The organism is Aliiroseovarius conchicola, from assembly GCF_041403445.1.
Taxonomy (GTDB): domain Bacteria; phylum Pseudomonadota; class Alphaproteobacteria; order Rhodobacterales; family Rhodobacteraceae; genus Aliiroseovarius; species Aliiroseovarius conchicola.
Window position 1 is genome coordinate 429,522 of sequence record NZ_JBGEHL010000002.1, and the last position, 12,721, is coordinate 442,242.

A 12,721-nucleotide genomic window follows, 5' to 3' on the forward strand; every position below is an offset into this window, starting at 1 on the left:
GTCATGTCCTCATATCCAGAAAGTGTCATAGACGGTCACAGCACGCGGCCCGTCAGGTGTCATCACATCAAGCTCGGTGCCCGTGTCCCAATGGGTCATGCGCACCATGCCGATGGCGACACCGGTGTTAAAATCGGGGGAGTTGGCGGCCGAAGTCACCTGCCCCACCTGCCGCTCCCCATCCATAAGCGGCCAAACGCGATCACAGGGCGGCACTGTCCCCGAAATCTCAATGGCGCGTATCTGCTGAACGGGGCCTTCCTTGGCCACTCGCAGCAATGCGTCACGCCCTACGCAGCCCAGCGCGCTTTCGGTTGAACAAAAGCGCCCCAGCCCGGATTCGTGAGGCGTATTTTCGCGGGTCATATCGTTGCCATAGCTCAGAAGCCCACCTTCGATCCGCTCGATCCCATTTGGGCAACCGGCATGCACATCCATGCCTTTCCCGGCCTCCATAAGGGCATTCCACAGCGGCATACCGATTTCGGAGCCTTCCACGTAAATCTCAAACCCGCCCTGCTTTGAATAGCCTGAGCGCGCCACGACCAGTTTACGTCCCTGAAACTCCAACTGCTTGTAGCGAAAGAAGCGTATGTCGCGCACCGCGTCGCCGAAGACTGCGGCAGCCAGATCGTCCGAGCGCGGCCCCTGAATGGCCAACGGCGAGACGTCAGGTTCATCGACCAGCACGTCAAGCCGGAACCCATAGGCCAGCCCCTTCACCCAAAAAAGAAGATCACTGTCAGCGATTGATATCCAAAAACGATCATCGTCCAGCTTCACCGCCACTGGATCGTTCAACATGCCCCCGGTTTCATCCACCATGGGGACATAGAAGCACTGCCCGTCCTGCATCCCGCTTAGGTCTCGTGGGGTAAGCATTTGGATCAGGCGGGCGGCATCGGGGCCGCGCACCTCGACTTGCCTTTCACAGGCCACGTCCCAGACCTGTACAGCCTCTTTTAGGTGGCGATAGTCTTCTTCCACCGACCGAAAAACGGTCGGCAGCAGCATGTGGTTATACACCGTGTATCCCTTCACCCCGGCGGCCTCGACGCCTTCAGAGAATGGGGTACGCCGCAAACGGCGGGATGGTGAAATCAGAGCCATCAGGGTCGTGCTCCCAATAAAACCCAGCCGCCTTAGCGACCGGGGCCTTTCCAATCGATCTGGCAAATCTCAGCGGACCGACCGTCGAAATCCCAAACCCGCCCGTGCGAGCGCAGCTTGCCCTTGGTCGCTGTCGCCACGGTGATGTCCGGCCCCATCCAGTATTGCGTATTGGTGATGACGACATCCTCGTCGCTATCTGCCCCCCCTACCGGATGCACAACGCCTTCGATCTTACGCCCCACCGTGATGTGACGTGTCTTGCCCTCGGTCTCGTATGTGACGGGCTGACGCTCAGCGCCCAAGAACTCACCGACCAGCATTTGGAACAGACCTGTGGTGCCCTTGGCAGCACCCGAGAAGATGGTAACCAGCGCCTCGTAGGCGTCATCGCTGGCGCGGTCATCCACAAACAGAGCCACCTTCCAGTTGCCACGGCCCATATTGCCCGGAATTTCAATCATCAGGCCTAGGTTCAACCCCGACAGATTAACATCTCCGTATTGCCCGCTGTCGATGCGTACCCCGCCCCATGTCTGGCAATGCCCTTCTGTGGGCGGGTGTTTCCCCAAGCTGACCACGCAAGGACAAAAGACCGTGCAATTACAGTTCAGGATCAGCTCCCCTTTGATGGTCCATTCGACTTGACCGACTTGCGTTCCGTCCATGTTATCCTCCCTGGACAAGTGCCAGCACCCCGCCCGCGATCAGTGCCCAGCCCAAGGGGCGGGTCAGATAGCGGCCGAGATCCGGCAGTTTTTCGAAAATCATGATGAGTGTGGCGAGCCCCATGAAGGCGAGGTTCATCACCCCGCCGACAAAGCCCAGAAGCATTAGCGCCCAACAACAGCCAAGGCAGATCGCGCCCAAGCGCAGACCCAGCGATACGGCGTTCCACCGTGTCTCGCGCCAGTATTGCATGAAGAACGTCATGGGCTGGCGGCATTTGCTCAGGCAGGCGTCTTTAAGCGACGTGAACTGATATGCCCCCGCCCCGATCAGCAGGCCGCCTGTGAGCCAAGGCGAGACGCTTTGGCCCAACGGCGATAACAGCCCCGCACGAAACAGCACAAGCTGCCCGGCCGCGGCAACGGTTGCAAACCCCAGCCAGATCACCAGATAGCCCGCCACAAGCTCTCCAAACCCGCGCCGCGTCCCTGCACCTGATGCGATCATGTCGTCATAGGTGGCGAAGGTTGGCAGCGCTGTCGGGGCCATCATCGCTGCAGACATCACCGCCCACATGGCAAACAGCCCCAAGAAACCCGCCTTGTCCGGTTCAACCACACAGAGCGAGCGCCAGAAATCGGCCCCGTAGATGCGCGACAGCTCCAGCGCATCTGAAGGCAGCGCCATCGCATAAAGCAGCACCCACCCCACAAGGATCAAGCCAAAGAGCGCCAGCCAATGCGGCGCGCTCATTGTGCGAATCCTTGACGAGAGGGTCATGTTGCCTCCAATTTGCGAGTCGGAATGATAATGTCTGACAATTGACGATCGAGCAATTGAATTGTCAGACAATTGCGACGAATTTGGAAAGTGACGCGACGTGAAAACCGATCTGGACGAAAACAAAGACCTCTCCGTGCAGATCGCCGAAGCCATTCGCGATGCGATCATCGCAGGCAGCCTGATCGTCGACCAACGCCTGCCATCCGAGGCCGAGCTTTGCGACAAGTTCAGCGTGGGCCGGTCTACCGTGCGCGAAGCGTTAAAACGTCTGGCGGCGCAAAACCTGATCCGCACCCAACGTGGCGCCACCGGCGGTGCGTTCGTAAATCGGATGAGCTTTGAAGAGGCTTACGGCCAGCAAATCACCACGTCCACTCTGCTTTTGTCGATGAACGAGGTCGATTTTGAAACCGCTTGTGAGGCCCGCTATGCGCTGGAACGCTCCTGCGCGCCCCTGTCCGCCCAACGTCGCACCGCCGATCAACTGGCCACAATGCGCGCCGAGATCCACCGGCAGGGTCAGCCGGGCCTCACGGACGAGGCCTTCTGCGCATCAGACGTGGCCTTTCATCGTGCTCTGGTAGATGGAGCCGGTAATCCGGTGCTGTCGTACCAATTGGCCGGCGCAGTTGAGGCCATGCAGCCGCTGATGAACATGATCACCTACACACAGAGGGATCGTGAACGGATCGTCGGGCTGCATACACGGTTGGCGGATGCGATTGAGGGGGCGGATGGTGCCGGCGCGGAAGCTACATTATCCGAGCTTGCGGAATATACGGTCGAGCTAGGGCGTTCACGCGCCACTCAACGCCCAGATCAGAGCTGATCGGGTGTGCCTTGTTGATCATTAAACACCCGCCCATACAGCTCGGTCAGCATCGCGATCTCCATTAAAGCCAGAACGACAGTGCCAGCGGCATAAAGAACGCTCGAAAACCCGTCAAAAACAGTCATGTTTGCGTCATAGGCGATCGCGGCGCCACGGTTGGACTGCATGATTTCGGTGGGGAGGAACACCAGAAGGCCCAGAACACCCAGCCAGAGCCCCGCAATGAGCGTATCCCTGGAATGCGCGCGGGTCATCCGCCACGAATTGACAAAGGTGATCTTCGGCCTGCCAGTTGCCGTTGCAACCAACCCAAGCCCCAATCGAAGCACCAGAGTTCCGGCAATGACATAGGGCACGACAATCATAGCGAGCGTTTCGCCCAACAGAATTGTGGTGTCGTAAGGCATCGCACTCTCGACGCTCCAGAGCAGGAACGGCATCAAAACCACGAAACTGGCAATAGAAATAAGAAACCCCAAGATAAGCCAGTCGAATAGATAGGTAAACACCCGTCCAAACGGCCTTGTAAGACCTGACAGGCTCGGAGTTTCTTGTTGGATCACAAGCCGATGCCATCCAATCGCCATCAGTGTCAAAACGAACAAGATCGCCACAACTCCGATGATGCCCATGATAAAAGGTTCACCAAGCGAAGATTGTTCTTCTCCCCACGCCCACGTGTAACTCCAGAACAATACGTCATCCAGAAGCGTGACCAAAAATGGTAAAGCGGCCAGTATCACTGCCTGACGCCAATTCTTCTTCAATTGGCACAGGGCAGCAACCACCACGGAATTCGAAAATGGCATGACAGCCTCGTATTCATAACATTGCGCACCAAGATGCTACCCAGACAATCCGTACACAACCCCTTTTCATCCGCTCTTCAAGCCCTTACATATGATCTGTCCTTTCGGGGACTATGGACATAAACGCGCTCGTAATAAGCGGATCGGACCCGGGGGCGGTACCCGGCGTCTCCACCAAACATCCTTTCATTTGGGATTCTGGGGACGAAATAGGATCGACGGACGTCTAAAGGGGTTAGCTTTGTTTCGGTGAGATACCACCGTTATCGGTTCACTTAAGCTAGTTGCAAATGACAACAAAGCTCCGGCAATGGCTCTGGCTGCGTAAGCAGTTCGGGTCGCCGAAACTAAGTCCTTACGCCTAGCAGCGTTTGGCGGGGTTCGCAGGCACCTGGCAACAGAAGCCTGCACTTCCTTCCCCAACAGAACTTAGAATCCTGTGTGCCGCTTACTTATCCTTAAGGTTCGCGCGCTAATGTCACTGTTGCAAAACTGATGACAGCATTATGGAAGGGAGCATCTCGTGTCCTCATTGAAGCTTCTACAAGAATGGTACGACAAGGTCTGGATCCAACAGGATCTGGATGCAATTGACACGCTCTTCACCCCAGATATTGAAGCTAAGGGGATGATGGATTTCGGCGTTGGACCTGAAGATTTCCGTGTGTTGGCCGAAGCTGTCTTGGCCCAAGTCGAAGTCATCGAAATCCGATTTGATCGCGCCGTAGAAATGGGCGACTGGGTTTGGGTGACTTACACGGCCGATACGGTCACTCTTGCCAATCGCGCTCCTGTGGATGCGACGGGACAGATCATGGCGCGCTTCAAAGACGACCGCATTGTCGAGGCATATAACCAAATCGACTTCCTGACATTCTTCGAAAAGCTTGGCTACTTGCCGCCGGACAGCCTTGCGCTTTGCTTGTCGGGCGAAGGGATCGCCGCGTAGCTTAAGATACGACTTGCCAAGCGGGTTGAACAGGGCCCTATCCGGTCATGACGCCATGCTTGACAGATCTGACTCGCGCTTTTGCACGCATAGGCCTTATGTCTTTCGGTGGACCTGCGGCACAAATCGCCGTGATGCACAAAGAACTGATCGAAGATCGGGCATGGCTCAGCGAACAACAGTTCCTGAATGCTTTATCATTTTGCATGTTGCTGCCGGGGCCAGAGGCCATGCAACTTTGTACCTACGCAGGCTGGCGGCTACGCGGTGTCCTTGGTGGACTTATCGCGGGCCTTCTATTTGTCATACTAGGCGCGATTGTCATGCTTGCTCTCGCCTTAGCATATGCCAACTGGAATACACTCCCAGTTACCGAGGCGTTATTTTAGGCATCAAAGCGACGGTCGTCATCGTCGTCGTGCAAGCGCTATGGCGTCTGGCAGTTAAAACACTCAAACGTTTGGATCATTGGCTGATCGCCGGGGCATCATTTGTTGCACTTTACGTGTTTGACGCGCCCTTCCCGATCGTGATCTTGGTTGCGGCAGGTTTCGGCTTTTTGGCGTCATCACGGCTGGGCAACCTAACAGTTCCCGAAAAACACAGCAAATCAGTCAACCAACCGCCACCAACGCAAACCGTCGCAAAGACAGTCGCAAGAGGTGGTTTCTGGTTGATGTTATGGTGGGCTCCAATTGCGATCGCTTACCTTTGTGGAGCAGTGGTTCTGACCCAGATCGGCCTCTTTTTTTCGACGCTAGCAGTGGTAAGTTTCGGCGGGGCCTACGCCGTTTTGGCCTATATGGCGCAAGAGGCGGTCAGCACTCACGGATGGCTCTCGGCCGCGCAAATGGTGGATGGGTTGGGGTTGGCCGAAGCCACCCCGGGGCCACTTATCCTGGTAACAGAATTTGTTGGTTTCATGGCGGGGTTCGGTATTGGCGGGATCGGGCTTGCGATCCTCGCCGCCGCGATGACACTTTGGGCCACCTTTGTCCCCTGCTTTCTTTGGATTTTCATAGCTGCCCCACATGTTGAATGGCTGACGACCCGTCCTCGGTTGAACACTGCGCTCGGCGCGATCACAGCCGCGGTGGTGGGGGTGATCGCGAACCTTTCTCTGTGGTTCGCAATCCACGTTATCTTTGACGAAACCTATCGTCCGGCGACGCTGATATCCCCGACCCTTCCAGAGCTGAGCAGCCTCAATATTTCCGCGGTTACACTGACATTGATCGCAGCCCTATTGCTGTTGAAACTCCGCCTGCAACTGCCAGTAACACTAATCATCATGGCCGTAACCGCAGCGCTTGGTTCTTTGTTGCTGCCGTGACGATCTTGCGCCTTCCCTTCACCACCGAATCCCTTATTCTGGATCCACGCAGATAAGAAAGATCGCTGATGTCCGACACGATTGACTATGGCAACCTGATGCATGACGCCATGCGTGACCTGATCCGTACGGTATTGACCGACGTGTCAGAAACCGGCCTACCCGGTGAGCATCATTTTTTCATTAATTTCGACACCAAACACGAAGATGTCGACATTGCGGATTGGATGCAAGACCGGTTCCCTGAGGATATGACAATTGTCCTGCAGCACTGGTTCGAGGATTTGAACGTGTCAGAGCAAGGCTTCGCGGTCACACTGAATTTCGGCGATGCACCTGAAACGCTTTATGTCCCCTTTGATGCCATCAATACCTTCGTCGACCCGTCGGTCGAGTTCGGGCTGCGTTTTGAACTGCAAGAAGAGCATCACCCAGACTTGCATGTGGCCGGCGAAGAAGAAATCGCAGAGGAGGCTGCTCCGGTCGAAGATCCGGAACGTGAGTTCGAAGACGCAAAAGAACAAGAGCAGCAAGATGCAGAAGTTGTCAGTCTCGATAGTTTTCGCAAATGACACGCGTTCAGCTGCACGATGTCGACAAGAGAAATCTTGTCGTCTTTGAAAGGTAAACCATTGCTTTCTCGCCTCTTCCGCAAGCCCAAGCCTCACCCGACATTTATCACCGCCCACCTCAACTGCCGCCTTACTCCTAACGATCGCGAGCATGTGTTCGGCGATCCGCTGAACGACGCGCTGAAGAAGGCTGGGTTGGGTGAGGTGTCAGGCGGTGGCAGTCTCATGAGTCCTGAAGGTGAAATCATCCATATCGACCTAGAACTCATGCTGAACGAACTGACCGAAACCGCGCTGGATCTGGCAATTAAGGTGCTCAACAGTCGTCAGGCTCCGAAAGGATCGTGGTTGCACCTTGATGACGGAACAGTCCTGCACGAGTTTGGCAACAGCGAAGTTCTTGGCCTCTACCTTGATGGAGTCAGCCTGCCTGCAGAGGTTTACGAAGCGTTCGACACTGACGCCTTTCTGGACGATGTGCTTGCTGCGCTTGACGGCGCAGGACGGTTTCAGGGCGACCATGTCATGCGGACGCACACGGCACTGTTCTTCGTGGGGGATGATTTCCACGCAATGCGGACACGGTTATCGCCCTTGGTGGAGAAGACGCCAATATGTCAGAATGCTCGCATTGAACAAATCGCCTGATCGTTAGCGGTATCCCACGGTATACAGCATTGAACTTTGCGCCCAGTTCGCTATGAAGAACGCGGTATTTTTGACAAAGGCGCTGAAACATGACCCAGACCCGCACCGAATCCGACAGCTTTGGTCCCCTTGAGGTTCCAGCCGACAAGTATTGGGGCGCGCAAACTCAGCGCTCGCTGATGAACTTCCCGATCGGTTGGGAAAAACAGCCCGTCGCCATTGTGCGCGCGTTGGGTGTGATCAAGCAGGCCTGTGCCGAAGCCAACGCAAAGGCGGGCGTTCTGGATGAAAAACGCGGAGAGGCAATTGTTCAGGCCGCTTCGGAAGTGGTTGAGGGTAAGTTTGACGACAACTTCCCGCTGGTGGTCTGGCAAACCGGCTCGGGCACGCAGTCCAACATGAACGCCAACGAGGTGATCGCGAACCGCGCGATAGAGATCATGGGCGGTGTGATCGGATCAAAAGACCCCGTTCACCCGAATGATCACTGCAATATGGGGCAATCCTCGAACGATACATTCCCGACCGCGATGCATATCGCCACCGCGATGTCGGTGCGTGACGTATTGTTGCCCGGGCTGGAAAAACTTCTGGCCGGCCTTGATGCCAAGGCCGAAGAATTCAAAGACATCATCAAGATCGGGCGCACCCACACACAGGACGCCACACCGCTCACATTGGGCCAGGAGTTCTCGGGCTATGCTCACATGATCCGTCAGGGTATCGCGCGTGTGAACGCCGCCCTGCCCGGCATCTATGAATTGGCACAAGGCGGCACGGCGGTTGGCACTGGCCTGAACACGCGCCCCGGCTGGGGCGAGGAAGTCGCCGCCAACATGGCGCGCATCACCGGCCTGCCCTTTGTGACGGCCCCCAATAAGTTCGAGGCATTGGCCGCCCATGATGCGATGGTATTCATGTCGGGTGCCTTGGCCACGGTGGCTGGCTCTTGCTACAAAATTGCCAATGATATCCGCTTCTTGGGTTCGGGCCCTCGGTCGGGTCTGGGCGAACTGATCCTGCCAGAAAACGAGCCGGGCAGCTCGATCATGCCGGGAAAAGTCAATCCGACCCAAGCCGAAGCGCTGACCCAAGTTGCAGCTCACGTGATGGGCAACAATGCGGCGATGACCTTTGCCGGATCTCAGGGGCATTTCGAGCTTAACGTTTATAACCCGATGATGAGCTACAACCTTCTGCAATCCATCCAGCTTCTTGGTGATGCGGCCGACAGCTTCACTGAACGGATGTTGAATGGCATCCAAGCAAACGAGCCGCGCATCGAGAAGCTGATGAAGGAAAGCCTAATGCTGGTCACAGCACTTGCCCCCACAATCGGATATGACAACGCGACCAAAGTGGCCAAGACGGCACACAAGAACGGCACCACCCTGAAAGAAGAAGCCGTCGCACTTGGCTTTGTGGACGAAGCGACATTTGACAAGGTCGTACGTCCCGAAGACATGATTGGCCCCAAAGCCTGATGGGCGATCTGGTCAGCCTCTCCAAACACCGAAAGGCGCAGGCCCGCTTGAAAAAGCGCGCCCAAGCTGATGAAAATACGGTGAAATTTGGGCGCACGTTGGCTGAGCGAAAACTCGAAAATTCGCGGGCCGAGAAGTTGGCCCGTGATCACGACAGGCATGAAATGACAACTGATAGACCGGACGATCCGTCGTGACGATGCGGCCCGAAAAACACTCTGTCACCCTGCATGGGCATAGAACATCCGTGTCATTGGAACCCGAGTTCTGGCAGGCCTTTCGCCAGATCGCAAAAGCGCGCGGCCAGCCTTTGAATGCTCTTGCCGCTGAAATAGACAAAGCCCGCGGCGTGGACCGCGGACTTGCATCAGCCATTCGTGTCTTTGTGCTGGACCACTATAGATCCCAGTCGGCGCGTTTGGATTAGACCGTCAGCGCAGCGCGCAGCCGCGTATCTTGACGCAACTGGCGCCTGTCCTGCGACGACAATCGGCATGCCCCGTTGTGACGTGCCAAAACATCTGAAAACAAGGCCTCAATCTCATCACGAGAGATCCCTTCATCGGTGATCGTGGCTTCAACCTCGACAACAGGGCGACGCCACGCCGGAACGGCCAGTGTGTAAACCTTTGAGAACCGTTGGCGGCGACCCAAATCTGTCCACCGGGCACTTTCAATAAACCGTATCATGGCATCCTCCCCAGGATTTGCATGCCATTTAGATATGGTGGCATCTGCCGGGTACAAGTTCACGCTCAGGGGGAATAAACAGGCGTTTGTCACCGCAATCAGTGCAAAGCTTTCAGCGACGCGGGTTCACGGATAGCCAAATTCCATCCTTACCGCGCACAGTCAGGTGCGCGACGGGTTCCGCTGGCCGGCCCTTTACCAGCTCAAACCGAAAGTTGCGTACCAGCATGGACAGGATCAACGGCCCCTCGATCATCGCAAATCCGGCGCCGGGGCAGACCCGCTGTCCAGTTGAAAACGGCATGTAGGCCTGACGCAAGCAGCGTTTCCCGTTGTCCGTTTGAAACCGATCGGGATCAAAGTCATCCGGTTGGTCCCACAGTCGCTCATGCCGATGCAAATGCCATGGGCTAAGGACGATTTGGCTGCCCGGAGCGATGTCGCGGTCGCGGAAATGTTCAGGGCACGTGTTTTCACGCACCATCATCGGGACAGGTGGATACAGGCGCAATGTTTCGCGAAACACATCACGAGAGGCCCGCAATTTGGACATGACAGAGAAATAAACCTTGTCCGGATCAATCTCGGCCACCGCCTCTTTCGCGACCCGGTCTTGCCATTCGGGATACAACGCCAACAGATAAAGGGCCCAAGCCAAGGCCGATGCACTTGTTTCGTGCCCCGCCAGAAAGAATATCGCCACCTGATCGACCATCTCGTCGGTATCAAACAGCTGCCCCGTTTCCGGGTCCGGGGTCGTCATAATCTTTGTCGCCAGATCGTCAGGGGCTGTCCCTGCCCGGATCTCGGCCATTCGGTTTTCGGTCAACGATCGTATGAGCGCCCGAATTTCTTTCGCCGTCTCTTTTGTTTTTCGTCTGTGGAGACGCGGCATCCAACGTGGCAACGGCAACAACGCCCCAAGATTTAAGACGGGTTGCGACCGTTGATGTTCGCGAAACTTGGCGAAGACTCGGCTTGCAAGTTCATGCTCAATCGGGATCGAGAAGAGCGTTCGGAAGATAACGTCTGCCGCTACATGACTGGCCTGCACCTCGATTTCCGTGGAAGACCCGTTGGCATGCACGTTCATCCGATCCACAGCACCGATGGCCGCATCCCACATCGCGGGAAACGCGTCTTTCAGGCGTCCGCCTTCGAAGGCCGGATCGATAATGCGACGTTGGCGCTTCCACTGTGCCCCATTGGTCACAAAGACCGAGTTGCCCAAAAGCGGGGCCAACCCCTCGCGAATACGGTTCGACTTAGGGAAATCATCCGGCCTTTGGTTCAGCACCAATTCGACGAGTTTCGGATCGTTGCACAGATAGCTGCGAAAAAAAGGGGTTCTGAACTCTGCCATCCACGCACGATAAAGGCGTGCGGGTTGGGCCGACAGGATGTCGCGACGAAAGAGCCGGGCGTAACGCCACAACGACACCCGCCCCTCTCGGGCAGGGGGTTTTGGGGGTGTGCGTTCAGTCACGGCGCCATCCGGATGTATTTCGACACCGGCGTTTCAATCCGGCTTTTCGACGGGCTGCGACCGTTGTAGCGCCTGCCCAATGTTATCGGCCCTGCGGTGATGCGGAAATAGTCATAGTCTCCGGGGCGATCAAACGCGCAAAGATACTGGAAATGCAGGCGAAAGAACCGCCAGCGCAGCTCTTTCCAGCGCTCTGGGCTTAGCGTTTTGGTAAAGGCCGCCGAGAAGACCAAAGGCCAAAGCTTGCCTTTGTCGGGCGCAACGCCTGTGACCGAGACCGGATCGCATAAGGCAAAAGCGCAGCCATCGCCGGGGGCCGTGACATCAATCCACGGGACTTCCTTCTGCTGGCTGAGATCATGCAGGTCCCGGCGCAACCGGTCTGCATTGGGTAAAAAACTGACCATCGGCACCACCTGCCCCAGCGACAAGAACCCCAGAGACGGACCACCTTCTGGCACGCGCTTCGCCCGGATCAGGTCCGTGATGATGGACACACCCAAATGTGCGCCGGAACTATGGCCGACGACCAGCACCTCATCCACATCGGATCGCAATGCCTCGGCGATCTGATCGGCAAACAGCGCAAGGCGTACCTCCAACTCGGGCGGATTTGCGCCCTTGGAACGCGCAGAATAAGCGTAATCGTGCATCAGGTAGTAGATGTAAAGCTTGTTGTCGATCTTGCGAAACCAGCGCATGAGCGTACTGACCGTGACAAGAAACGCCGCCCAGTACGCCAGCTTGGCAAACAGGGCTGCAGCATCGTCGTCAAACGCGGGCATGCGCGCTGCAAAATGCGCCGCGACGTGACCCAGGATATGCCCAAGAAGCAGCGCTAGAACCAGCTGCAATATCAGCATACCGACAGGATACAGCGCGGCAATCACAGGCCCTTTCCTCAGCTGCATCAAACGGCCAAGCGCCCCTGATCCGATATAGGTCCATGCCGTGCGCGCCATCAAAAGGTAGGTTTCGGCGATGTTCAAATCCATACTGTCGCGCACGATGTCCGACCACACCAGCACGTCGAACTCTGCCTCGGTGCTGTGTCCATCCATGTGGCTCGTCACCTGCCAACCGTATGTGCCCGGCCCCTGCCGCCCGATCAGTCCAATTTCATACCCCGATATCGCCGCCTGTTTGGCACCTTCCTTGCGATAAAGCTCTCGATACCGGCGGGGGTGAATTGGATCGTATCCGGGAATGTAAAACACGCGCCGACGGCGCACCTCTTGCGAAGGGGGCTGAGAAGAGGTGTTGCGCGGTTCCATTGGCTTTTCAGGAGGCTCGGGCTAATTTCGTCCACGAAAGACTAGACGGATAATCCGGCGAAATTAAGCCCTTATCTGTTCG

The 12,721-nt window shown here is 56.5% G+C and carries 15 protein-coding genes, 1 other RNA gene and 1 pseudogene; 10 read left to right on the forward strand and 7 right to left on the reverse strand.

Annotated features, from left to right (window positions below):
* Positions 1–9 precede the first annotated feature (9 nt).
* Genes V6N04_RS04960 through V6N04_RS04970 form a run of 3 tightly spaced genes read right to left on the reverse strand, consistent with a single transcriptional unit; the run spans position 10 to position 2,532 of the window.
* Positions 10–1,110, reverse strand: coding sequence for a dimethylsulfoniopropionate demethylase (locus V6N04_RS04960; RefSeq protein ID WP_371169025.1), 1,101 nt, complete (start codon positions 1,108–1,110; stop codon positions 10–12).
* Between the two features lie 32 nt (positions 1,111–1,142).
* Entirely contained in the window at positions 1,143–1,778 is a 636-nt protein-coding gene (locus tag V6N04_RS04965) for a DUF1326 domain-containing protein (protein WP_371169026.1), read from the reverse strand.
* Position 1,779: 1 nt separating this feature from the next.
* Positions 1,780–2,532: a DUF2182 domain-containing protein gene (locus V6N04_RS04970; RefSeq protein WP_371169027.1), complete on the reverse strand. Its 753-nt coding sequence runs from the start codon at positions 2,530–2,532 to the stop codon at positions 1,780–1,782.
* A gap of 127 nt (positions 2,533–2,659) precedes the next feature.
* Here V6N04_RS04970 and V6N04_RS04975 point away from each other — a divergent pair, with 127 nt between their 5' ends.
* A complete protein-coding gene (locus V6N04_RS04975; RefSeq protein ID WP_371169028.1) occupies positions 2,660–3,391 on the forward strand; it encodes a FadR/GntR family transcriptional regulator in 732 nt (243 codons plus the stop codon).
* On the opposite strand, the gene V6N04_RS04980 is transcribed toward V6N04_RS04975, so the two are convergent.
* Positions 3,382–4,203, reverse strand: a complete 822-nt coding sequence (locus V6N04_RS04980) for a hypothetical protein (protein ID WP_371169029.1) — start codon at positions 4,201–4,203, stop codon at positions 3,382–3,384. The genes V6N04_RS04975 and V6N04_RS04980 overlap by 10 nt on opposite strands.
* Positions 4,204–4,262: 59 nt before the next feature.
* Between V6N04_RS04980 and ssrA the strand changes: the two genes are divergently transcribed.
* The 9 genes and pseudogenes from ssrA to V6N04_RS05025 all read left to right on the forward strand — a co-directional run bounded on the left by ssrA (position 4,263) and on the right by V6N04_RS05025 (position 9,616).
* Positions 4,263–4,615, forward strand: a transfer-messenger RNA (tmRNA) gene (ssrA, locus tag V6N04_RS04985).
* Positions 4,616–4,726: 111 nt separating this feature from the next.
* Entirely contained in the window at positions 4,727–5,152 is a 426-nt protein-coding gene (locus V6N04_RS04990) for an ester cyclase (protein ID WP_371169030.1), read from the forward strand.
* 98 nt (positions 5,153–5,250) lie between these two features.
* A pseudogene (locus V6N04_RS04995) lies at positions 5,251–5,648 on the forward strand (chromate transporter); the annotation flags it as partial.
* Positions 5,649–5,828: 180 nt separating this feature from the next.
* Entirely contained in the window at positions 5,829–6,485 is a 657-nt protein-coding gene (locus tag V6N04_RS05000; RefSeq protein ID WP_371169169.1) for a chromate transporter, read from the forward strand.
* 68 nt (positions 6,486–6,553) lie between these two features.
* Complete coding sequence (locus tag V6N04_RS05005) at positions 6,554–7,057, forward strand: SspB family protein (protein WP_371169031.1); 504 nt, start codon at positions 6,554–6,556, stop codon at positions 7,055–7,057.
* A 60-nt stretch (positions 7,058–7,117) separates the two neighbouring features.
* Positions 7,118–7,705 (forward strand): hypothetical protein, encoded by a 588-nt coding sequence (locus tag V6N04_RS05010; protein ID WP_371169032.1) that lies wholly within the window; start codon positions 7,118–7,120, stop codon positions 7,703–7,705.
* An 89-nt stretch (positions 7,706–7,794) separates the two neighbouring features.
* Positions 7,795–9,189, forward strand: a complete 1,395-nt coding sequence (gene fumC / locus V6N04_RS05015) for a class II fumarate hydratase (protein WP_371169033.1) — start codon at positions 7,795–7,797, stop codon at positions 9,187–9,189.
* A complete protein-coding gene (locus V6N04_RS05020) occupies positions 9,189–9,386 on the forward strand; it encodes a DUF4169 family protein (RefSeq protein ID WP_371169034.1) in 198 nt (65 codons plus the stop codon). Before fumC ends, V6N04_RS05020 begins: the two co-directional genes overlap by 1 nt.
* A gap of 2 nt (positions 9,387–9,388) precedes the next feature.
* Positions 9,389–9,616 carry a ribbon-helix-helix domain-containing protein gene (locus tag V6N04_RS05025; protein WP_371169170.1) on the forward strand — a complete coding sequence of 76 codons (228 nt, stop codon included), beginning with the start codon at positions 9,389–9,391 and terminating at the stop codon, positions 9,614–9,616.
* Here the strand turns inward: V6N04_RS05025 and V6N04_RS05030 are convergent.
* The 3 genes from V6N04_RS05030 to V6N04_RS05040 all read right to left on the reverse strand — a co-directional run bounded on the left by V6N04_RS05030 (position 9,613) and on the right by V6N04_RS05040 (position 12,639).
* Positions 9,613–9,879, reverse strand: coding sequence for a hypothetical protein (locus V6N04_RS05030; protein WP_371169035.1), 267 nt, complete (start codon positions 9,877–9,879; stop codon positions 9,613–9,615). The genes V6N04_RS05025 and V6N04_RS05030 overlap by 4 nt on opposite strands.
* Positions 9,880–9,991: 112 nt before the next feature.
* Positions 9,992–11,365, reverse strand: coding sequence for a cytochrome P450 (locus V6N04_RS05035; RefSeq protein ID WP_371169036.1), 1,374 nt, complete (start codon positions 11,363–11,365; stop codon positions 9,992–9,994).
* The gene (locus V6N04_RS05040; RefSeq protein WP_371169037.1) at positions 11,362–12,639 is read right to left on the reverse strand and encodes a hypothetical protein; all 1,278 of its coding nucleotides are present in this window, start codon (positions 12,637–12,639) and stop codon (positions 11,362–11,364) included. The genes V6N04_RS05035 and V6N04_RS05040 overlap by 4 nt, the downstream gene beginning before the upstream one ends.
* Positions 12,640–12,721: the final 82 nt, after the last annotated feature.

Coding starts and splice junctions, on each gene's coding strand:
- V6N04_RS05040 (WP_371169037.1), bottom strand. CDS start 12,639: ATGGAACCGCGCAACACCTCTTCTCAGCCCCCTTCGCAAGAGGTGCGC.
- V6N04_RS05000 (WP_371169169.1), top strand. CDS start 5,829: ATGTTATGGTGGGCTCCAATTGCGATCGCTTACCTTTGTGGAGCAGTG.
- V6N04_RS05030 (WP_371169035.1), bottom strand. CDS start 9,879: ATGATACGGTTTATTGAAAGTGCCCGGTGGACAGATTTGGGTCGCCGC.
- V6N04_RS05020 (WP_371169034.1), top strand. CDS start 9,189: ATGGGCGATCTGGTCAGCCTCTCCAAACACCGAAAGGCGCAGGCCCGC.
- V6N04_RS04960 (WP_371169025.1), bottom strand. CDS start 1,110: ATGGCTCTGATTTCACCATCCCGCCGTTTGCGGCGTACCCCATTCTCT.
- fumC (WP_371169033.1), top strand. CDS start 7,795: ATGACCCAGACCCGCACCGAATCCGACAGCTTTGGTCCCCTTGAGGTT.
- V6N04_RS04965 (WP_371169026.1), bottom strand. CDS start 1,778: ATGGACGGAACGCAAGTCGGTCAAGTCGAATGGACCATCAAAGGGGAG.
- V6N04_RS05005 (WP_371169031.1), top strand. CDS start 6,554: ATGTCCGACACGATTGACTATGGCAACCTGATGCATGACGCCATGCGT.
- V6N04_RS05025 (WP_371169170.1), top strand. CDS start 9,389: ATGCGGCCCGAAAAACACTCTGTCACCCTGCATGGGCATAGAACATCC.
- V6N04_RS04980 (WP_371169029.1), bottom strand. CDS start 4,203: ATGCCATTTTCGAATTCCGTGGTGGTTGCTGCCCTGTGCCAATTGAAG.
- V6N04_RS04970 (WP_371169027.1), bottom strand. CDS start 2,532: ATGAGCGCGCCGCATTGGCTGGCGCTCTTTGGCTTGATCCTTGTGGGG.